Source organism: Caenimonas sedimenti (assembly GCF_007833165.1).
Taxonomy (GTDB): Bacteria; Pseudomonadota; Gammaproteobacteria; order Burkholderiales; family Burkholderiaceae_C; genus Ramlibacter; species Ramlibacter sedimenti.
Window position 1 is genome coordinate 343,891 of sequence record NZ_VOBQ01000008.1, and the last position, 20,765, is coordinate 364,655.

The following is a 20,765-nucleotide window of genomic DNA, read 5'->3' on the forward strand; positions in this document are numbered from 1 at the left end:
TTCGGCCGCCATCGCACCGCGGAACCGACGCCGCGCTCTTGCCGCCACCTGTCTGAAGGGCTCGATAAAGCCCTTCAGACAGGCCCCTCTTGCGAGGGGACTGCGGCTCCGACCGAAGTCGGAGCCTGTTCTGGTCAGCCGCAGCTGCCCACATAGTGGCAATGGCTGCACTGCATGCACCCGGCCACCTTGTGCAGTGACATGGTGTGGCACTCGGGGCACTGCTGCCCTCCGCCGGCCAGCAAGCTGCTGCTGCTCCCATGGCCGGCGCTGTTCGCAATGGCGGGAACGACGATGCGTCCCCGTGACATCCGATCCAGCTCGGCCAAGCGCGCAAGCAGCACTTCGGCCATGTACGCCACCGTGCTCGGGTAGTTCTTCTGACGGGCCTCCCCCGGAACTTTCGCGAGGAAGTCGCCGCGCACCTCGCCGAACGTCGTCAGCTTGCGCAGCTTCATCGCGGCCCAGTTGGGGTCGCTGACCCGCAGGTCGATCGAAAGCACCTTCATCAGCCCGTCCAGTACCTTGGGATACCGGCCGGACAGCCACACCGAGTAGGCGCGGATCGTGCCATCCGGAAGCACCAGCTCCTTCATATGCAACAGGAAGTCGTCGCCGGTCGCGGGATTGTTGATGTCCACGTGCCAGCCGCGATTGCCTTCCGGGCCAGTTTTCGGCTCGCGTTTGCTGAACAGCGCGTCCACCATGGGCGACGCCTGCTGTTCCTGAAGGGCGCCGAGCTCGCGCAGCCGGTGCTGCACCAGGAGTGCAAAGCCGGCAGTCAACGAAGGCATGCGCACCGTGGTGCCCAGGCTGGGATGACGCATCTCAAAGTCGTCATCGCCCTCGGTTTTCAGCAGCGAATCGAGCTTCATGTTCACGAACGCGGCGTCGTCGGTCCGCATGTCCACACTCAGGCTCTTGGCGATCGCGCCCAGTCCCCGCGGTGCTTCGTTGCCGGCGATGTAGACCTCCAGCGGGTGGTCCCCGCCGTTGCGCCAGTGGTTCACCACGACGGCAAAGTTGCCGCGCGGGTGCCGCACCGCGTACGTCCTGCCCTCAGCGGGCACGTCCGGACGGCTCGGCCAGCGCATCTGCTGCGTCAGGTCGGGCACGTTCTTGATGGTGACCCGGCGGTCGGGATCGTTCTTGCGAAGATCCAGGCCAGCCTCCTCAGCGGCCATGTGTTCTTCCGCGGCCTTGTCAGCTGCGGAGGTCAGGACCTGGCCCACCATCTCGTTCGGGCGATAGCAGGTGATGCCTTTCAGCCCCGCCTTCCACGCGTGGACATACACGTCCTGGAATGCTTCGAAGGAGTATTCGCGCGGCACGTTGATCGTCTTGCTGATCGCGCTGTCCATGTACGGAGCGACGGCCTGCACGATGGCCAAGTGTTCTTCCACCGTCAAGTTCTGCGCCGTCACCAGCGCCGGATCGGTGGCGTCATCGCCGCGGACGGCATGGAGAACACGCACAGCGTAGTCGTCTGCCTCCCACACTTCGCGCTCCTCGCCGTTGCCGGTTCGCACCGAGCGGTAGGCTTTGAGGTCGAACGGCGGCTCGATGCCGGAGCTCGCGTTGTCCGCGAACGCCAGGGAACCCGTGCCGACCGGAGCGATCGACAGCAGGTGACTGTTGCGGATGCCGAAGGAGCGGATGTCCGCTCGGATGTCATCGGGCAGCGTGGACGCGAATGTTCCTTCCTGCAGGTACTTCTCGGCGTCGAACAACGGGAAGGCCCCGAATTCTTTCGCCAGTTCGATGGACTTGCGGTATGCCGCATGCGCCATGGTCTGTGCCACCTCAGCGGCGAACGCGGCGGACTCGCTGCTGCCGTAGCGCAATCCGAGCATGGCCATCGCGTTGGCAAGGCCCAGAAAGCCCACACCGATGCGTCGCTTGGCCTCCGCCTCCGCCTTCTGCTGCGTCAGCGGCCACTCCGTCACGTCGATGACGCGATCCAGGATCTCGACGATCCCCGCCACATTGCGCTTGAGCGCCTCGAAGTCGAAGCGGGCATCGGCCGTGAACGGGTTGCGAACGAGCCGCGTGAGGTTCTGGTGTCCCAGGTCGCAGCAACCATACGGCGGCAGAAACTGCTCGCCACAGGGATTGCAGGCGCGCAGCATCTCGCAGTACCACAGGTTGTTCTTCCGGTTGACCGTGTCGAGGAAGATGATTCCCGGGTCGCCGGTCTCGTAGGCGTTGCGTACGATCTTCGTCCAGAGATCGCGCGCGCGCACCGTCCGATAGACAAAGCGCTCCACGCCGTCATCGCACAGCTTGCGCCGTGCTTCGAAGGTCGGCTCGGCCACGTGGACCAGGTCGAAAGTGGCGTCGTCTTCACAGGCTTGCATGAACGCGTCAAGCATGCCCACGGAGATGTTGAAGTTGCTCAGTTTCGCGAAGCTTGTGCGAATGGCCCAAGCGAAGTCGCCGCGCGTGCGGATCAACCGCGTCAGCTGTTCCACCTCCAGCGGGTTCAGGCCGAAGGTTGCGAAGTCCGGGGTCTTCTTGGAGTCGATGAACTCCTCGATGTCCGGATGATCGATGCGCAGCACGGCCATTTGCGCGCCACGCCGCGATCCTGCCGATTCGACAGTGGCGCAGGAGCGGTCGTAGACCTCCATGTACGAGACCGGCCCGGAAGCTTCCGAGTCGGTGCCTTTCACGCGCGCCTTGCGAGGGCGCAACGGGCTGAAGTCGTAGCCGACGCCTCCACCGCGCCGCATGGTCTCCGAGGCTTCCGCCAGGGCGACCATGATTCCGGGCGTACCGTCGACATGTCCGCTCATGGTGTCGGCGATGGGCTGCACGAAGCAGTTGATCATCGTCGTCTGCCGGCCCGAGCCGGCAGCGCTGTTGATCCGGCCACCCAGGACGGCGCCGCCTTCCTGCGTGCCGAAGAAGCGTTCGGCCTGGGCGTCGTCACGCGCGAGAGCGTGCGCAACCCGCCACTGGAGATCGGCATGCGTTGCCTCGCCGGGAAGCGCGTACTTGGTGCGGAACAGATGCTGGGAAAGCGGTTGGGGCGGCAGAGCCGCTACGACCGCGTCAATTTCAGTTTTCATAGGACTCTCCAAAGAGTGATTGCAAAAGGGGTCAAGGAAACGAGACCCGCCAATGCGCACTCCCCTGGGGAAGTTGCGCATAGGCTGATCCCGGGGAGTGCCGGCGCGAAGCCGGCTCTTGGATGTGCCGTGGCCCAGGCTCGCCGTGGCGTGGCTGGGTCGGTGTTAGTGGCTGGAGTCGCCCTGGAAGGGCACGCGGTGTTCCAGCTCCGCGTTTGCTCGTAAGAGCAGGTGAACTCTGAAAGAAGCGTCTGTGGGAGGCGCTTTCCGCAGGATTCGTCCTGTGAGGCCCATTGTTGGGGGCCTTGAAAGTTCTCGCAACAGTTGGCGACCATCCCGAAGGAATGGCCGCCACCGTCACTAGCTCAATGCAGAACCGCGGGCGGCTCTTGCAGGGGTCGGAATGCCTGCAGCTGCTGGTACCAAAGCACCGACGGCTGCCGACCATCCACGATCAGCCCGATCGCCGGGTCGTACCCGACGTTGTGGACACCGCAGATGCGCTGATCGTCGTCCTCGACGACAACCAGCAGGGTTTCCTCCCCGGTTCGGCGCTGGAACTCCTTGACCTTCTCGGTCAGTTCCGTCGCAACGCACATGGCGCCTCCTGGTTGGCCCCGGGGGCGACCTCGAGGGTCGGTGCCCCGAGGCTGGTTGTTGACTAGACGAAGCCGGACTGGTGTCCGTCCTCGCCTTCCGTTTGCGACGCGCCGCGCGTCCCGGCTTGCCGGGTCGTGCCGCGCGCCGCGGGCTCCTGGTGGGCATCCCCCGCGCGGGACCTTGCCGGTCTCGCGCCTGGTTGCCACCAAGTGAGCTGGTACTTCACGCTGGTCTTGGCCACACCGTTCCCATCGGTCCAGTGGTGCGTCTCCTGCGCGCCGGTCGCCTCGACCCACTGTCCCTTTTCCACGGACTGGCAGAAACGCTCGGCCTCGTCACCGAAGCAGAAGAACGTCACTGCTTCGGTGAACTCCTGGCCGCGCGAGTAGCGCGTGCTGAGCAAGCGAAACTCACAGTAGTTCGTATGCTTGCCCATCCGCAACTCAGGGTGGTGGGCGAGTCTCCCGCTCGCGGTGAGCGTGATCATCGCTACCGGCCCATGGCCTTCACGCGGTAAAGGTTCTTTTCGCCTTCGCCGCCGTTAGCCAGCGAGACCGGCACCTTGCCCATGGGGGTGATGGCCACCTTGTCGCCGACCTGGCATCCGTTCGAGAGCAGCTCGCGCTCCAGTTCCGCGCCGCGCAAGGCGAGCTCGGCTCCGTTGTCCAGCTGCAGACGCGCCTCGAAGATCTCGTAGGGCGCCTTGCCTTTGGGTTCGACCTTCTGGGGGCTGGCTCTCACCAGCTTGCCAACGTAGGTGAATCCCGTCGTCACCCTGGGCGCGACCACGCGCTGCGCGGTCGGCGCCTGGGGTGCCTGTTGCGGAGCCTGGATGGGCGGCAGCGCGGGTGCCAGCGGCTCCGGAGCCTTCTGGTTCTGCTGCACTGTCGGCGCAGGGCCGGGGAGCCTGGCGCGAGTTGCTTCGTCCTTGGGCGGTTTGCGCGCCTTGACGGCGCGGTTGCCCAATTCGTTGATGAGGCGCTCGGCCAGCTCGATGGTCTCGTCCTTGACTCCGTCGAGTCCGGCCACCGGGTCGTAAGGTGCGTCAGGAAGCGTATGCCTGCGGCCCTTCATGAGGGCTTTCAGGCAAGGTTCGCTGATGATCAGGTCACGCTTCACGACTCGCGCCGCAACGTAGACCCGCAGGTGAATACTCCCCACCGGCGGGTCTAGTCCGATTGACGCGATGCGGTCGGCGATTTCCCAGGTGTCGGCGCGGATGATGGTCTCGGGCGCCTCGCTCTGCACGAGTACTTCCGGCAGCTCCGGTACCGCGACTCGAACGGTGGCGACCGCCGCTTCTCGCCGTACCCGGCGCCGCTGCACGCGCTCGGAGAGCGATTGCAGCGCCACACGGACGAGCGGAGTGATGATCCAGGCGCAGAACTTGCCCACCACCATCAGGCCGGCCCACATCAGCTTCACAGCACCGAAGACGAGCTGCATGAGCCCGTATCCCAGTTCTTTCATGTTGTTTTTCCTCTTTCAGAAGGCAGCCTGCTGCGCGAGTGCTCTCCACTCGCCTTCGCTGACAGGCCCTGTTGGTTCGGTCGCGGCCGGGCCGCAAGTGATCGCATCGCGCAGGGACCAGCCGAGGCTGTCGAGTGCGCGATCGATGTCGTTCACCGTGAACCAGTGCGCGAGGTATTCACGCCAGGCGTACGGTTGCTTCTCCGGTGTGGAATCCGGCACGTTGGGGCGTTGCGCCACCAGCACCAGGTTGTTCTGCCGCGCCCATTGGGCGAGCAGCAATGCTGCGTGCACGTCGTCGCTGAAAGCTGGCACGTAGGTCGTGCAGCCGCTGCAGTGATGCAGCCAGCTCTCGATGCCAGTGGGCTCGCTTTCGCAGGCCTCCAGCTTCTGCGCCCAGGCGTGGACTACGTCGTGCATCTGCATGCCCTTGGGCACCGCCACGAAGTAGATCCGCGCGCCCTGGAAGTCGAGCCCCAGGTCCGGGTGTTGCACAACGAACATGCCTGTTTGCCCGCCGCCCTGCGGATCGGGTTTCAGGTGCAGGTATTTCGGCTGCGCCACCTTCTGGTAACCCTCGCGCAGCTTGCGCTGCAGCAGCGGGGCAACCTTGATCGGAGCCACGGCCGCCAGGGTGACCCGGGCGTCGCGCGCGTCGATGAACGCGGTCTGAACGCGGCCGTCGTCGCAGGTGTCGGTGAAGCCCCACTGTCCGCGGGCGTGAGCGTAGACGTTGTACACGTTGCTCACGTCGTCGCCGTGACGAGGTTCTCGTCATAGCCCGCCTTCAGGGTGATCTGCTGGTTCACGGCGCCAGCCATCGGCGCACGCATGCGCAACGCCTGCTGGATCGCGAAGTGCAGGCCGCTGCGGCCCTTGCTGCGCAAGATCGGGTTGTACATGACGGTGTACTTCGCCCAGCGAAGCGCGGCTCGCGTGGAGATCGGCTTGTCGATGTTCGGATCGGCGCCCTCGCGGAATGCCTTGCGAACCTCGGTGGCCACCTCGACACAGATGTGCGCGATCGGCTTGGCCTTGTCGGCTTCGACGCCGCCGGCGACCAGGTGGCGCACGATCAGGTCCTTCTCCAGGTCGGCAGACAAGAAGTCCACCTGCATGTAGGAGAACCGGTCGTCGTTGGCGGTGTCCTGCTCGTTGCGACCGGCAACGTGGATCAGGCTGTCAACCGCGTTCTGCGTGACGAAGAACCGCGTGCTCGGTGCGGGTGTGATGACTTCACCCGTTTCCGGGATGGTCCACGAGTACCCTTCCAGGAGCATGTTCAGGCCGGTTGCCTCGCCGGGGTCGAGCACGTTGTACTCGTCCAGCATCACCGACGTGCCATCGCGGCACGCCCTGACCACAGGGCCATCGACCCAGTGCAGGCGCCCGTCCTCGGTCGGCAGCATCTGGCCGACCAGTTGGTAGCTGTCGGTCTTCGGCGTGCACGGCACCTTGTGCAGCGGCACGTTCAGCCGCGCATGAATCTGCGCGATGAAGGATGTCTTGCCCGCCGAAGGGTCACCTTCGATCATGAGCGCGCGGAAACCGCCCACCCAGAACATGGTGAACTGGCGCAGCCGGTCCATCTCGAACACGTACAGCGGATCGATCTGCGGCACACCGGGGAGCCCTTCCGCAAAGCCAGGGATGACTGCGGCTTCGGCCGCCTCCGGCAGGTTGAAGGTGTCGCGGATCTTGTAGTTGACGAACCTGCGCTTTTGCTCAGGCGTCGTCTGCGTTTTGGTTGTTGCGTCCATTGGCAATCTCGCTAAAGACATTTCCAAGGCCCACTTCCCTGAGGATGGGCATAAGGCCATCCATCAGTCGCTCGGGCGATAGGCCGCAGATGCGGCAGCAGCGCTCGAAGGAAAATGGGGTGAGGGGTTGAGGCAGAAGTACCTCGTGTTGGCGGCCGTCCTCGTCGTCGGTGACGACTACGACCATCGCTTGGGGTGCGAAGATCCATTCCAGGATCTCGCGCTTTTCTGCACCGTTGCCACGGGCCTGCAGTGCACGAAGCGAGTAGTGAAGCTTCGCCTCGTGCAGCTGATCGATCGCGGCGTCCGACCATTCCACCGTCGCCTCTTCGGCGCTGTGGTTCGCGTCGGTGTCGGCCTCCTCCTCGCGAAGGGGGTCGACGTCGCAATTCAGATCGTTGCCTGCCTCCGGCCCACCCAGAGGGTGGTCCAGCACGGCCGGATCGAGCGCATCGAAGAGACCGCGCGTGGCGCTGTCGCTTCGCAACCAGAACCGCCGAGGCGGCTTCGGTTGTCGCTGTTCCTTGCGCAGGGCTTTGTGGCGTTCCTCTTGCTCGTACGCACGAATCTCGTGCGGCGAGAACAGGGACAAGTGCAGCTGGTGTGGGGCGCCGTGTTCAGCGACGCCGGCGAGCATGGGATTGCTCCCTGTGCCTGGCCATGATGCTTTTCATCTCTCGTGCCTCCAGCAGAGGCCCGGATGGCACGACCCCTCTCGGGGGCATGCACCCCCGGACCGGGTTGACGTTTCGCGGAGCTAAGCCGCGGTTGAATGCCAGCGCGAAGCCGGCTATCTCGATGTGACATCGAAGATTGCCAAAGGGCCTGCACAGGCCGCTTGGCAATGCTCACGTCGGGGAGTGAAGAAGCAAGAGGAAGTGAGGAACTGGGGGCCGAAGCCCCCAGAACCAGTTTCGTTACTTCGATGCCGCCTCGAGGGCAGCGGTGCGGGACTGGATCGTGCCGGCGCCTTGGGAGGCGGCGCCGGAACCGAAATAGGCCGTGCACACAGCAGCGAGAACGACGAGAACGGCAGCAGCTTTCATGATGTCTCCTGGAAAAAGGAAACCCAAAAGCGAACCACCGCCCCTCATGGGCTGTGATCGCCCTTGAGGGTGGTTTGATGCGGTGAGCAGCGCTTGCGCGCGGAACACCAGTTGGTGGCGTGCACATGACACGCAACTGCGATTGCTCGCAGTCTTTTCCGACTACGTCGAGAAAGACCTCACGACACCAGCTGCTGGAGCCGTCAGGTCTTGCCCGCCTCGGGACATGGTCGGGGCGCTAGGCGCCCGCCACGGGCTGCACAACGCAGCCTATTCATACTTGTTGCCCCTTTCGGGTTGCCGCCCGCCGTCGCAGGAGACCGCTTTCCCTCGGAAGGTTTAGGTGTCCCAGGTGCACCGCCACCCGGAATCCGGAAGGCGACGCCATTCTCGACGGCATTCGCTTCGGCCGTCAACAGAAGCCGACCACGCCAGCACCAAAAGCCCGCGAGCCCGAGGCTGCGTGGGTCGCGAAAGCGCTTGTCACGCTGATTTTCCCGTTCAACGCACCACCAAGCGCCTGTAGGGCGGGCCGGTTCGTGACTCCCTCATTCATAGAGTCAGAAGGCAACTTTTCATTTGGAGCACTTCTATGAGCGAACCTGCGCTGGCCGAGGCTGGCACCAAGGTTGTTGACGCCGCCCGCCAACGCGCGCACGAACGTCGGCAACAAGCCCTGATCAAGACCTTCGGCGCGGAATTCGCCAAGAGGTTCACCATGCCGTACATCGTGTTGGAGGGCGAAGTTCTTCGGTCCCCCACGGCGATCCGGTTCTATCGGAAGGACTTCAGCTACCTCTCCGAGCAGCTGGTTCTCGAATACCAGTATCGCGGATGGCGCGGCTTCAACACCGAGCTGGTGGGCAAGTTCGGTGACCTGACCTCACAAAAGCTCAGCAACATCAAGACGCTGATGCAGAACACGATCAACCGCATCAAGAACCTCATCCAAGGGCGCGGGATGCAGGACGTCGAACTCACCTTGTGGCCCAGCGAGTTCGTGGCCGACGTGCCCGTGATCGCCACCCACGCGCGCACGTACCTCGAGATCCTCCAGATGCTGGACGAGGTCTACACGATCTGCGGCACCGCCAACCTGCTCGGCGTCATCGATTCCACCCAGCGCACCAACGCCGAGTTCACCTGCAAGAAGGCCATCCGGGCGTTCCGCTCGATCGTGCAGATGGAAGTGGCCAAGCTGTATCGCGAGGCGGACCGCGTGGTGCGCGAGCAGCATTCGGGCGGCGGCGAAGTCGACGAGGCGCGCCGCGAGCTGGTGAGCAAGCAGGGGCAGGACATCGCCGAGTTCGACAAGGTCATCCAGGCCGACGAGGACGCGGATCCGGCCATGAGCCTGAACGGTGCCGACCCGGGCCAGGTGATCGACGATTCAGCCGCCGCCTCCACGGCGGCCGCGGCGGCCAGCGCGCCAAAGAAGCGGGCACGTCCGAAGGCAGCGGAAGGCGCAGGACCTGGCTCGACCGAGACGCCGGCGGCCACTGCGACGAGCTGATACCTTTGCCTCAATGGTGATGGGCCGCCCGCGAGGGCGGCTCTCTCCTCATGGCCTCCCTCTCCCCCCGCCAGCGAGAAGCCGTAGCCCACGACGGGCACCTTCTCATCGTCGCCGGCCCAGGCTCAGGCAAGACCACGACGACGGTCGCCAAGGCGGCGCGCACCCTCAAGAACCCCGCGCGATCGTTGGTGATGGTCACGTTCACGAAGGACGCGGCCGAGGAGATGCGCAAGCGCCTGGTGGCAGCGCTCACCCGCGCCGAGGTTCGCCAGCCAGATGAATCACGCCTGGTGGTCGCGACGTTTCACAGCATCGCGATCCGGCACCTGAAGCGCAACGGCATGCGCTTGAAGGTCTTGTCGCCGCAACAGCAGGACATGATCTACCGCGACGCCGCGATGTCGGCGGACGTCGACCGGGACGCCTGGGGCGACGTGCAGAAGGAGTTCGAACGCGTCATGTACGCAGTGGCTCCCGACAGCGTCGACGTCGCTCCCATCACGCAACGCGTGGTCGCTCGCTATCGGGACTTGCTTCGGGCCACGGGCCAGACGGACCTGTACACGGTCATGCGCGACTGCGCAATCGGCGCGCACGAGGGAACCCTGCCGCCCCTGCCCTTCACGGACATGTTCGTCGATGAGGGTCAGGACACCGACGACTTGCAGCGCCTGTGGATCTTCGCGCACGCGCGCGTGGGCGTGCGCGTGACCATCGTCGGCGACGACGATCAGAGCGTGTACGAGTGGCGCAACGCGCTGGGCTATGAGGGGATGCGCTCTTTCCTCGAGACGTTCAATGCCCATCGCATCGAACTGGGGGAGAACTACCGGTGCCGCTCCGAGATCCTGACGCCGGCGGCCAACCTGATCCAGTGCAACCAACGGCGCCTTGGCAAGACCCTCGTCGCTGAGCGGGGCCGCGGCGGCACAGTGGCCGCGTTTCGCACTGCCAGCCCGCAGAACCAAGCCGAGGCCCTGGCCGAAATCATCCAAGCCGCCCCCGACAAGCATTCCAACGCGGCGATCCTGGCTCGCACGAACCGCTCGCTGGACTTGGTCGAGATCATGCTGAGGGGCAATGGCGTCCCGTATGCGCGCGTCGGCCGGTCGATCTGGGAGCAACCGGTGATCGCGGGCTATGTGGGGCTGCTGCAAACACTGCTCACGGGCTCCCCGCCAGGCCTACTCCCGGTGCTGCAGCTGCGCAACGTGAGTGATCAGGTGCGCTCCGATCTGCTGCATTCCCTGCGCGGAAACGTGGGCTCGTTCCTGGATGGCGAGGTGCCGACCTTGAACTCGATGGATCGCGCCGATGCGGAAACGCTGGGAGACTTGGCCAAAGCCTTCGCCTACTGGCGTGGCCAGTTGCGCGGCGCTGCCGGCGGCGCCGCGGGATCCGTGCGGGAGGTGATCCTCGAAGTCGGCGAGCTCTACGCGCGCTGGTCCCGCGGTGAGCACGCGAAGAACTTGCTGGACCTCTGCAGCCGGATCCTGTCCGACCTCAAAGGGCCGCTCTCCGGCCGAATCAACCTCGTGACGCGCAAGGAACGAGACCACTCGCAAGCCCGCCTCGTACTCATGACCATGCACGGCGCCAAGGGCCTGGAGTTTGAGACCGTGCACATCGTGGACGCGAACGACACCGACGACGGCTCCGCTGTCGTTCGCCCGGAGGCTGAAAGGCGGCTCATGTACGTGGCGATGACACGCGCTAAGAATTGCTGCCTCGTTTGGGTGAGCGGACGGCCGCACCCCAGCGTGGCCGAGGCGCAGCTGGTCTACAAGCGAACGCGAGACGAACTGGTCCAACTAGTACGCGCATCCGCGTAGTGGCGTCGGCATCGGCGATTCACTGGCCGGGCATTCTCGACAACCTTAGAACACTGAGTTCCTACTGTGATCTCTTCCCAACGGCTCGAACAGCTCGGCGCAGACATCTCGATCGCAGGCGCGCTGCTTCTTGCGTTGACCATTCCCGCCTCCCGCTGGGGGTGGGTGCTCTTCTTGTGTGCCAACGGCTTTTGGTTGGCTTTCGCGCTGCGTTTGCGCTACGCCGGGCTGATCCGGCAGACACTGGTGTTCTGCGCCACGAGCGTGCTGGGCATCATGAATAGCTTCTGGCCCGGTAACCCGGTCCAGGTGTGGCTCCAGGCTACGCTCTCGTAGCGAAGGCGAAGGGCGCAAGGTTACGTTCGTACCCTTCGCTTCGGATTCAGCATCGGGACTGCGCTTCATCTCCCCCCACAAAGACAAAACGGGACCCTCGCTTTCGCGGGGTCCCGTCTTGCGGTCTTATGCGACCTGTTTGCGGCGGCGCGGATGCCGTTGCACCCTGCGCTTCTGGGCGACGGCCGGCCTTTCGACCTTGCGCCGCACACCGTCGCGTACAACGCCGAAGCGCGCCCAGACGGCCGGATCGACGTCGATCTGCGCCACAGCCATGGGGCGCAGGTTGATGAAAGCCCCATGCGCCTTGATGTGACCCTGCGTGAACAGGTCCCACAGGATGACGCCGGCGAAGTCGGCCACCACCGGGTTGATGAACAGCGACTGCTTGTCCAGCGCCTCGGCCAGCGAGCACGACGGCGTGTCGTCGTCATCCTCGGCGGTCGGGTCGATCAGCGCAGGGAACAGCTCGCCCGCGTGCGGGAGGCGGTCGACCGGGTCGGTCTCTCGCTTTCGCGAGCTCACCTGCCCCAGCACAACCTGGCCGTCACGGGCGCGGTTGCCGCAGTCCAGCCAGTAGCGCAAACCGCCCAACGTGTTTTCGAGGCTGCGCAGAATGCCCAGTCGCGCTGAGCGGTTGTCCACGGCCCCAATCACCAGGTCGAAGTCCTGCAGGTTGCTGCGGGTGTCGATCTTCGCGATGCGGCTTTGCCACGCGACGTTTCCTAGCGCCATGTTCGCCCTGTTGACCAAGACGTCCGCCTTGTAGGCTCCGACGTCACTGGCATAGAACGACTGGCGTCCAATGTTTGCGGGGGAGACCGTGTCGGCATCCACCACGGTGACCATGAGGCCGCCCGGATGTCTCTTGGCGATCAGGGCCTGGTGCAGGCATTGCAGGCGATCCAGCATGCGGCTTCCAGTCCCGCCAGCGCCGACAAGCAGCACGTTGACGCGTCGGTCGAGCAGCACCGGCGGCAGGCGGTGAGTGAGGACACTCATTCGCACACCTCCAGTTCGCCTTCTTCCGTGATCCGAGCTGGCATCACCAGTCCGGCCATGCAGAGCCGCATGCGGGATGTCGGAGCATCCTGGTCGAAGTTGCCCACGACCAAACTGAACTTCATGCTGCCGTGGTCATCCGCGTCATCCTCCCGGGAGAAGAAGGCGCGGTGGTGACCGTGGCTGTGCACGTCCACCACCAGGCTCTCGTCCTCGCCGAGGGCGTCTTCCTCGTACTGGATGTACGAGTGGGTCTGTTGGAGCGCGACGCGCCGGCCGTACCGCCACTGGCCGCTCTCACGGTTCCAGAGGAACGCCCCGGCGATCTCCAGCGGCGCCGCGGCACGGGCTTCCCGATTGAAGGCCTGGACCATTTCCACCGGGAGCGGACCGCATCGCAGTTCGAGTGCCCCGCCGACGGACCCGTAGGGCATCGGAAGAAGGCTCGGTGCAAGCTGGTGCCGGATGCGGATCCACGGCAAGTTGATCTCCCGCCAGACGCCGTCGTTGGCGGCGAGGAAGCGGGTGCCGTAGGCCTGCGCCTCGGGCGGGTTGCCCTCGCCCGGCGCGGCCAGCAGCGGAAATGTCTTGAGGATTGCTTCGTCCAGTCTTGACATCAGAACTCTCCCTGCGCCTGCGGGCGGGCGCGAAGTTTGTCGATCGCGTCGAGCTCCACGAGGTCGCCGACGCACAGGTTGATATCGAAAAGCACGGATTCCGGAAATGCCTGCTCTTCGCTGCGCAAGTGCGCCTGCCAGAACTCGCAAGGGTCGATGCCCACGGTGAGGCGGTCGCGCTCCGAGAAGTTCGGGTGGGTGAACCGGGAGCCGAAGAACATGCGTTCCCAGGCATCGAGGTCGTCGCGCTTGTCCTCGGTAGGGCGCAGTGCGCTACCGACGCAGATCTGGCCGGAGGACCAGACGTTGAAGAAGGGCGCCTGATACAGTCGCGTCGACCCGTCTGGCCGTCCCCTGCCTTTGACGGCGAAGACGCGGAGGTCTGCGCCGGTGCAGAAGAAGACCAGCCCAGGTGTCGAACAGGTCCCGAAGGCCTCGAAGGTCTTGGGGTTCTGTTCGCTCTTCTTGAAGAACATCGCGCGCTTGCACGGCGGCGTCCACCATAGCGTTCTGCCCAGGCCCTGCGCCAACACGCGCGGGTCGCGCCAGCGCATCTGCGGCTGCTCGCGCGGGGCGAGCGCCTGGACGAGGACCTTGTAGTCCGCTTCCGCAAACGGCGTTCCGGGCCGGATGACCGGCCGGCCATCGATCGCACTCACGTCGTGCTTGGTTGCAAACGCGTGCTGTCGATGGGTATTGGTGTAGATGAGCAACGCTGCGCTGAGCGCGTAGCCGTCGCCTTCGTTGATCACGCTGACGTTCACGAACGTCCCTCCCAGAGAGGTAAATGGGACAGCAGTTCGGCCAGGAGGCTCCACCGTTGCAGGTATTGCTTGGTATCGGACGCGAGGTCCACCAGCTTGGTCAGGCGCGTCGCCGCCGATAACGGGAGCGAAGTGCGCGCGAAGGCTTCAATTGCTTGACCGCCGTTCATCAGGTTCTGCTCGTGGTGTTCCACGGCTTCGATCAGCAGGCCAGGGTCGTCCCAAGTCAGCAGCGCAAGTGCCCCCATGGGGTCCCAGTCCTCGCCCTGATACGGGTCTCTCGGGCTATGCCAGACGAAAGCTCGGTCCTTGTCCATGGCCAGCGCAGTCTTCAGACGCAGTGCGACGTCGACCGCGGGTTGCAGCTGGTGGCCGCCGTTGGCGCGGAGCCACTGGCGGACCTTCGTGTCGGATGCGACTTTGGGACGGCGATCCGTTTCGCCACGCGCCGACTTGGGGCCAGTCTCGACAGCGACATAGCCGTACAGGTGCTTGAAGCCGCCTGCGTCTGCGATGGTGTCCGAGGGCCACATGCCATAGTTCCCGCGCATTTCTTCGATTTGATCGGGCGGCAGCGGACCGTCTTCCGGCGGCTCGACGCCCTCTTCCCAGAGCAACGCGCGCGCGTAGGCTTCGTCCGTGAACTCGTGCATGTCGATATGCCCGTAGAACACGTAGCCCGCCAATGCGAGGTCGTAGATCTCGTGCCCGTGGACGCGGCACTTGTCGAGGACTGAGTGGACGAACCACCCGATGCCAGGCTCGGCCGCTTCCAGCGCTTCGATGACGGGTTTGAGCCGGTACACCGAGAGGCCGCTGCATGCGCCTATTGCCACTTCCAGGCGGTCATCGCGAACGGTCACATAGGGCTTGGCGGGAGCCAGTTCCTCTGACAGGTGCGCGAAAACGCTGGTCGCGTAGCCGGACCACTGGGCCTCGAGCATTTGCTCGATGCTGGTAAACGTGCCACTGGGTAGCGGCACCCCGATCTTTTCCGAGGCCTGTGCAAAGCGCGCCAGGCTTCGGCGTCGGCCGCGCTCGTTGGTGAGCTCGGTAGGGATCGCTTCGTCGAGGGCCGGGAGACAGAAGCACCCCGGCAGCGCAGAACGATGCTGGGTCTGCGCGTAGTTGGTTGACATCAGGTTCTCCGATGGAGGAACCTGCGACCCATTCGGGAGCAGGTCCCGAAGGGTTGATGGAAGTGCGCGGCACGAAAGGTCGCGCGAATTCGCTGATGCGAAGACGCTGTGATCTTCAACGGGGTTCCCCGCGCTGTCAAACGATGGCGACCACCAAAAGGAAAAGCCCCGACCTGTGTGGTCGGGGCTTCTCAGATCGATGTGCCTAGCTTAGCCCCACTGTCCGAACGCCACGGAGGGGATCGGGAGTGGTTGGCTGGCCTTGGCGTTGATGGTCGCGGCGACTCGCCGAGCGAGTTCGTCGTCTTCCATCGGTAGGGCGGCAGTCGCAGGGTCACGGTCTGCCTGCTTGCTCAGCGCATGCCGGATCAGCTGCGCAGCCGGCATCGCCGGCGTCGCGCCCTTGGCGCCAGCTGCGCGCACGAAGGAGTACTTCGCAACGCCCTTGTTGGTGACAGGCCCCTCCACAACCGCGTTGAGCAGCTCGGCGTAGCCTTGCCGCATGGCGTAGAAGAGGCGAACCTCGTCCGGCGTCATGCTGGGGTCCGGGTCCGCCAGGTCGGCGCTGTTGTAGACGAACTTCCGTTGGAGATCGATCACTTGCATGCCAGTCTCCTTCAGAACAGCGCCGAGCTGAGCCCGTCGCTGGGGGCGCCCTCCCCGCCCCCGGCTTGTGCCGGAGCGGGACCAGGTGCGGCGCCGCTCGGTTTGAGCGTCGTGCCGGCGTCTTCGTCTCCCTCGTTGCCGGTGGAGCCGTGATCATCGTCCTCGTCGTCTTCGTTGTCGTTGTCGTCGTCACTTCCGGACACGCCGGCCGTGATGTCGCGTTTGGGCTTGCCAGAGGACTTGCCCGCCTTCGCGGGGCTCTTGGCGGCTCGCTTGTCATCGAGCGCCTTGCGCGCCTTGTCTTGCGCATCCTTCTCGGCTGCCGCGAGTTCAGCGTCCGTGGAGTCCGCGAGGGACACCGTGCGGCACTGGCTCGCGACGTACTTGTCGAAGTAGCCTTCCAAACCTGCATCCAGCTCGGCCGCCGTGTCGCACGCCGACTTGGGCAGCAGCTGGATGCCTGCCTTGTTTTCCTTCCCCTCGGGGAGGATTTCGACCCGGACCTTGTCGTCGGCCGCGCGGAATCGAAGGGTGAGCACGACACCCTGCTTGAGCAGAGGTTCGAGCGTCTGAACGAGTTTCATGTGGACTCTTTCGTTTTGAGTAGCCCGGGCTTCGAGAAGCCCGGGCCGAGTTCGCTGGTGGCGCTGGCTTACCAGCGAATCATCTTGGGCACGGCGCCCGTGTAGTTGAAGCCTTCGACCTTGAGCATGGCGGCGACATATTCCTTCTTGCTGCCGTTCCGCAGGCTGCCGTAGGTTTTCCCGGCCGCCTTGGCCAAGCCAATCTCTTGGCAGACCGCGTCGATCTCGCTCTTGGTGAGGACGTCGAGGAACGTCTCGTTCAGCTTCCAGAACTGCTCGATCTGCACGTCGAGACCCTTGAGGAGGCCCACGATGTCTTCGATCGGCATGTCCGAACGCACGTGCGCGGGCAGCACCTGGAAGGCCTTCCCCAGCTGCTCCTTGTCGAACTTCAGGAGCGCGCGCATCAGCTTCTCGGTCTTCGTGCCCACCAAGGGGACGTCGGTTCCGAGCGCCTTGTTCACCTGGCCCATGGCCTTGGAGCCGTCCAGGGAGGTCGCCCGGTGCGCGATGACCGCGATCAGCAGGGCGCGGTTCTTCTCGACGGGCAGCTTCACGGCCATCCGTTCGAAGACCACCCGCCAGACCTGTTCGCGGTACTCCTTGATCGCGCCGCGGATCGAGTTGGCAGAGGCGCTGCGCGTCGGCGTCGACCGCGTGGGCTTGGGGTTGTTCTGCGCTTCGTCGTCGTCAGGCTCGGTCTGTGCACCTCCGGCATGCGCCTGGCTCGCGCCGGCGGCACCTTGGTCCGGCGGCTGCTCGGCCGCCTTCTGGGCTGCGCGATGCGCCTCGACCTTTGCGTCGTTGCACGTGACGTTGAAGCACATGTCCTTGAACTCGGTGCCAAATGCATCGGGCAGTGCCGACACGAATGCGCCGAAGTCCCCGCAGGAGCGGCATGCCGCCGCTTGCTCGGGGCCGACCGGGCGCTTGCCATCGGCGCGCAGCGGCACCACCGTCGCGTTGTCGCCGGGCCGCACGATGCGCACGACCTGGTAGGTGTCGACCAGCGCCAAGCGGCGCTTTTCGAGTTCGCCCTCGGTCTTCTTGCCGAAGCACTCCTTGTTCGTGCATCGACGGCCCTCGAAGCTCTCGGTGAAAAGCGCTTGCTGCTCGGCCGTGTTGAACTGGCAGTTCGTGCACTCCGCCTTGTCGAAAATCGCGGAGTCGAGGTTCTGCAGCGACTGGGCGGCCATCTGCTTGAGCTGCTCGACGGTCGCCATCTTTTCCTGGGCGAGCATCACCGTGATGACGCGCTCCTGCACTTCCTTGCGCAGCGCCGCCAGGATCTCGACGTGGCCGAGGTCGATCTTCGAATCCAGGTACGCGTCACGCACCGCCTGGATCGCGTTCATCAGCGCCAGGCGCCGATTCAGTTTCGGCCGGTCCCACCCGAGGCGGGCGGCGGCTTCGTGGCGGTCGCCATTGCAGTGGCCCAGCATGCGGGCCGCGCCTTCGGCTTCCTCGATCGCGGAGGGGTCCTCCCGTTCGCCGTTCTCCGCCATCATCATCGCGAGTGCCTGCTCGTCGGTGAGAACGAAGATCTTCGACCGGATCTTGGCGTCGATGCCGAATTCGGCTGTGAACGCCTTGAAGCGGCGGTTGCCGACCAGGAGCTGGTGGCGACCGTCGGGCTTGCGACGCAGGAACACCGGGTACATCAGACCGCGGGCCTTGATGTCAGCCCGAAGGCTGGTCATCTTCTCCGCGTTCATGCGACGGCGGTAGTTGAAGTCCGCGTCGATCTCGGAGCACGAGACCAGGACTTCCTCGGCGTCATCCAGAACAGCATGTTCCGGCGGGCGCTCCATCACTTCCATCATGGAATCTCCAAAAAAAATGGGATTCCATGAGCCCGGTCGGGATCAGGAATCCCGACAGGGTGGTTGAGTCGTGCACAACGGCACGAGCACCTCAAAAAGAGGGTAGCAGCGCGATTCTGGGGGCCTGGGCTTTAGGGCGCAACCGATGGCGACCACGACGCGCCTGCGGGCGCCGGGCGGTTCTCGGCCCGGACGTAAGGCCTGCCAAACAGGCTGGCCATGCCCATGGAGTGAAGCCGTTGGATTGCGGCTTGCTCCGATCGCCGCGCCGCCCAGGTGTTGGCCAGGGCAACATAGTGCGTTGGGTGATCACGCAGTTCGTTGAGCAGATACAGCACCGGCATGTACTCCTCGTAGCAGAAGATGACGGCCGCCCTGCGGTCCGGTCCGAGAGGGAGTACATTGCGGGCCGACCAATCAGCGATGAACGTCGCCTCGCGTTCCCACGGTCGCCAAAGGGAAACTGGCGCCGGTTGGCGCGCGACTGCCGTTGTGCTGTTGCCATCCGGGTAGAACGCGATCGCCGCGTTCAGCAGCCCGCGGCCTGGTACAGGGATGTCCATGCCTACCAGCTGAACTTGCCCGGCCCGGCGCGCGGGCTGGAGCAATTCAATCTCCAGGACAGGAAAGAGCACGGGTTCATATCTGCCGATCACGCTCTCCGGCCAGACCACGGTGTCGATGGACTGCTGGGCGGGCGCTTGCCCCATGGCTTGGATCCTGGCGAGGACGCCGTCCATGTCCGATTGCGGTGCACCCCACTCCGTCATCTGGCCCTGGATGCCAACTGCCAGCGGCGCACGCGGCGCCACGGTAAGACCAACCCCCGCCAAGGCGACCACCGCGATCAGGACCGCAGTAACGCGCGTTCGGTGGGTCAGTCCAAAGTGCATCGCTCCTACGGCGAGCGCCGCAGGCACCAATGCGCTGGCCGCCACACCCCACCAGCCTGCGCCTGGCGCAATGAAGCCAGCGACGATGACGGGATGTCCTGGCAGGATGAGTGCCGCCGGCGGCGCGAGCGTGACTGCCCACCCGGCCAGCAGTGCGAGCCCTTTGCGGCTGGGCGCTTGAGAGCGTGTCCAACAGAGCGACCAGGTTGTGCTGGCCAGCGCCGCATATATGAGGACGGCCCCAAATCCGATGACCAGGCTATCCCCGAACCAGGTACCGATGAAGCTCCCGGTATGCCGCATGACGCCGAGCGTGTAGCCAAACGCAAGCGCCACTGCGAGCGAGCGCCGCGCGCAGAGCGACAGGGCCAACGGCAGCAGCGCTGCAACGATCGGCACGCGGCCTTCCCCCCACGCCACGGTCCCGACAACGGCGCCGCCTGCCAGCATCGCCAGCCACTCGATCGCGCGGGTCCGAAGCGGCGCCCCGCTCATGGCGACAGCCTCCCGATGGCGCGGAGCAGGTCCAGCTGCGCGGCAACCGGCACGTGAGGCTGATTCAGGGCCAGTGCTGTGAGCACGAGCTCGCCCCAGGCATGCACCTCCGGCGGTTCCAGCGGGATTGCCACCGGCGAGCTACGCCCTTCCTGGAGTTTCAAGAAGATCTTGCCGACCTGCCGTTCGGCACTGAGCGACTTGTTGGCGTTGGGCCCGTGATTGCTGAATTCGACCTTGCTGTTGCCGTGCCCGAGGAGAAAAGCGCCAACGACGGGAAGCTCTCGCTTGGTGAGTTGAAACATCACCTTGCCCGCCCAGTCGAATCGCTCTCCACGCTTTTTCGCACCCTCGATCCGCACCGTGTAGCGAGCAGGCGCATCGGCCTCTGTTCGCAGCAAGTCCAGTTCGATCTTGACCGCGGCGGCCGAACCATAGGCATGAAAGCCAGAGTCACGCAACTCCGAGCCAGCAGCCTGGGATGGCAGTTGTGATCGCAGCGGCCGCGGCCCGCTGTCCGCATGTGCGTCCCTCGGGCTGGCGAACTGTTTGATGAAGTCCTCCAGCTCGCCTGGGCTTTCTACGCCTAGGGCAATGCGTCGAAACTTGTCTGATGCCGAGGCTCGTTCCTCGGCATCGAGGGCCTCGATACGCGAGGAGATCTCGCGGGCTGAGGGCGCGTGCGTGCCCCTGTGCGACAGGACACGCACGACTTGACTGCCGGTGAATTCCACGAACGTCATGCCAACTCGGGGACGCGCTGGTGCGGTGCCGATGCGCGCGCAGCGTCGGGGACCGGCGCGGCACTTGGCTTTGCACAAGCCGCATTGCTGGCTTGCGCCGCCTCGTCCTGCATTTGTTTGAAGGTGCGCAGCTTGCCGTACACGAGCATCCCATGAAAGGTCTGGAGGGCTTGGGCCGTGACATTTGCCTTCGCTTGCAGCGTTTCGCACAGGTAGGCGACACCCCGCGCGTACACCTCGCTGAGTGTGCCATCGGGTGCGGAGTGGATGGTGCCCATCAGATAGGCATCGCCCTCGACGGTGACCTTTCCCTGGATCTCGCCGGAAGCCAGAAGCCACAACGGGCCCCCGACGACCTCGACTGAGCCTTCGATTCGGCCTTCGACCACGAGACCTCCGCTGCAGCGGATAGAGCCTACCTGGATCGTCCCGGCAGCGATGCGGTTGACCACGTTCATGGCGACGGGG

General features: G+C 64.8%; 21 protein-coding genes. 3 read left to right on the forward strand and 18 right to left on the reverse strand.

The window, feature by feature from the left end; genetic code table 11:
• Nucleotides 1-134: 134 nt before the first annotated feature.
• From FN976_RS11225 to FN976_RS29440, 8 genes are all read right to left on the reverse strand, one after another.
• Nucleotides 135-3,071 carry an adenosylcobalamin-dependent ribonucleoside-diphosphate reductase gene (locus FN976_RS11225; RefSeq protein WP_145893090.1) on the reverse strand — a complete coding sequence of 979 codons (2,937 nt, stop codon included), beginning with the start codon at nucleotides 3,069-3,071 and terminating at the stop codon, nucleotides 135-137.
• 365 nt (nucleotides 3,072-3,436) lie between these two features.
• Entirely contained in the window at nucleotides 3,437-3,670 is a 234-nt protein-coding gene (locus tag FN976_RS11230) for a hypothetical protein (protein ID WP_145893091.1), read from the reverse strand.
• Nucleotides 3,671-3,732: 62 nt separating this feature from the next.
• On the reverse strand, nucleotides 3,733-4,158 hold the full coding sequence (locus FN976_RS11235; RefSeq protein ID WP_145893092.1) for a single-stranded DNA-binding protein: 426 nt from the start codon (nucleotides 4,156-4,158) through the stop codon (nucleotides 3,733-3,735).
• Nucleotides 4,159-4,160: 2 nt separating this feature from the next.
• The gene (locus FN976_RS11240) at nucleotides 4,161-5,117 is read right to left on the reverse strand and encodes a hypothetical protein (RefSeq protein WP_145893093.1); all 957 of its coding nucleotides are present in this window, start codon (nucleotides 5,115-5,117) and stop codon (nucleotides 4,161-4,163) included.
• A gap of 39 nt (nucleotides 5,118-5,156) precedes the next feature.
• The gene (locus FN976_RS11245; RefSeq protein ID WP_145893094.1) at nucleotides 5,157-5,891 is read right to left on the reverse strand and encodes a hypothetical protein; all 735 of its coding nucleotides are present in this window, start codon (nucleotides 5,889-5,891) and stop codon (nucleotides 5,157-5,159) included.
• Complete coding sequence (locus tag FN976_RS11250) at nucleotides 5,888-6,901, reverse strand: AAA family ATPase (protein WP_145893095.1); 1,014 nt, start codon at nucleotides 6,899-6,901, stop codon at nucleotides 5,888-5,890. Before FN976_RS11250 ends, FN976_RS11245 begins: the two co-directional genes overlap by 4 nt.
• Nucleotides 6,867-7,538 (reverse strand): hypothetical protein, encoded by a 672-nt coding sequence (locus tag FN976_RS11255; protein ID WP_145893096.1) that lies wholly within the window; start codon nucleotides 7,536-7,538, stop codon nucleotides 6,867-6,869. The genes FN976_RS11250 and FN976_RS11255 overlap by 35 nt, the downstream gene beginning before the upstream one ends.
• A gap of 280 nt (nucleotides 7,539-7,818) precedes the next feature.
• On the reverse strand, nucleotides 7,819-7,947 hold the full coding sequence (locus FN976_RS29440; protein WP_255440322.1) for a hypothetical protein: 129 nt from the start codon (nucleotides 7,945-7,947) through the stop codon (nucleotides 7,819-7,821).
• Between the two features lie 592 nt (nucleotides 7,948-8,539).
• On the opposite strand from FN976_RS29440, the gene FN976_RS11260 reads away from it, so the two are divergent.
• The 3 genes from FN976_RS11260 (at nucleotide 8,540) to FN976_RS11270 (ending at nucleotide 11,631) form a co-directional block, all read left to right on the forward strand.
• Nucleotides 8,540-9,460 carry a hypothetical protein gene (locus FN976_RS11260; RefSeq protein WP_145893097.1) on the forward strand — a complete coding sequence of 307 codons (921 nt, stop codon included), beginning with the start codon at nucleotides 8,540-8,542 and terminating at the stop codon, nucleotides 9,458-9,460.
• A 50-nt stretch (nucleotides 9,461-9,510) separates the two neighbouring features.
• Nucleotides 9,511-11,295 carry an ATP-dependent helicase gene (locus FN976_RS11265; protein ID WP_145893098.1) on the forward strand — a complete coding sequence of 595 codons (1,785 nt, stop codon included), beginning with the start codon at nucleotides 9,511-9,513 and terminating at the stop codon, nucleotides 11,293-11,295.
• Nucleotides 11,296-11,361: 66 nt separating this feature from the next.
• Complete coding sequence (locus FN976_RS11270; RefSeq protein ID WP_145893099.1) at nucleotides 11,362-11,631, forward strand: hypothetical protein; 270 nt, start codon at nucleotides 11,362-11,364, stop codon at nucleotides 11,629-11,631.
• A gap of 126 nt (nucleotides 11,632-11,757) precedes the next feature.
• Here FN976_RS11270 and FN976_RS11275 read toward each other — a convergent pair whose 3' ends face one another.
• The 10 genes from FN976_RS11275 to FN976_RS11320 all read right to left on the reverse strand — a co-directional run bounded on the left by FN976_RS11275 (nucleotide 11,758) and on the right by FN976_RS11320 (nucleotide 20,755).
• Nucleotides 11,758-12,633: a PRTRC system ThiF family protein gene (locus tag FN976_RS11275; protein WP_145893100.1), complete on the reverse strand. Its 876-nt coding sequence runs from the start codon at nucleotides 12,631-12,633 to the stop codon at nucleotides 11,758-11,760.
• Nucleotides 12,630-13,250, reverse strand: coding sequence for a PRTRC system protein A (locus FN976_RS11280; protein ID WP_145893101.1), 621 nt, complete (start codon nucleotides 13,248-13,250; stop codon nucleotides 12,630-12,632). Before FN976_RS11280 ends, FN976_RS11275 begins: the two co-directional genes overlap by 4 nt.
• Entirely contained in the window at nucleotides 13,250-14,014 is a 765-nt protein-coding gene (locus FN976_RS11285; RefSeq protein WP_186510836.1) for a PRTRC system protein B, read from the reverse strand. Before FN976_RS11285 ends, FN976_RS11280 begins: the two co-directional genes overlap by 1 nt.
• Nucleotides 14,011-15,153 carry a PRTRC system protein F gene (locus FN976_RS11290; protein WP_145893103.1) on the reverse strand — a complete coding sequence of 381 codons (1,143 nt, stop codon included), beginning with the start codon at nucleotides 15,151-15,153 and terminating at the stop codon, nucleotides 14,011-14,013. The genes FN976_RS11285 and FN976_RS11290 overlap by 4 nt, the downstream gene beginning before the upstream one ends.
• Before the next feature lie 210 nt (nucleotides 15,154-15,363).
• Entirely contained in the window at nucleotides 15,364-15,759 is a 396-nt protein-coding gene (locus tag FN976_RS11295; protein WP_145893104.1) for a PRTRC system protein C, read from the reverse strand.
• 11 nt (nucleotides 15,760-15,770) lie between these two features.
• Complete coding sequence (locus FN976_RS11300; protein ID WP_145893105.1) at nucleotides 15,771-16,343, reverse strand: PRTRC system protein E; 573 nt, start codon at nucleotides 16,341-16,343, stop codon at nucleotides 15,771-15,773.
• Between the two features lie 68 nt (nucleotides 16,344-16,411).
• Entirely contained in the window at nucleotides 16,412-18,166 is a 1,755-nt protein-coding gene (locus FN976_RS11305; RefSeq protein ID WP_255440325.1) for a PRTRC system ParB family protein, read from the reverse strand.
• Nucleotides 18,167-18,297: 131 nt separating this feature from the next.
• Complete coding sequence (locus FN976_RS11310; protein WP_145893106.1) at nucleotides 18,298-19,554, reverse strand: carbon-nitrogen hydrolase family protein; 1,257 nt, start codon at nucleotides 19,552-19,554, stop codon at nucleotides 18,298-18,300.
• A complete protein-coding gene (locus tag FN976_RS11315; protein WP_145893107.1) occupies nucleotides 19,551-20,297 on the reverse strand; it encodes a hypothetical protein in 747 nt (248 codons plus the stop codon). The genes FN976_RS11310 and FN976_RS11315 overlap by 4 nt, the downstream gene beginning before the upstream one ends.
• Nucleotides 20,294-20,755: a polymer-forming cytoskeletal protein gene (locus tag FN976_RS11320; protein WP_186510837.1), complete on the reverse strand. Its 462-nt coding sequence runs from the start codon at nucleotides 20,753-20,755 to the stop codon at nucleotides 20,294-20,296. Before FN976_RS11320 ends, FN976_RS11315 begins: the two co-directional genes overlap by 4 nt.
• Between the last annotated feature and the right edge of the window lie 10 nt (nucleotides 20,756-20,765).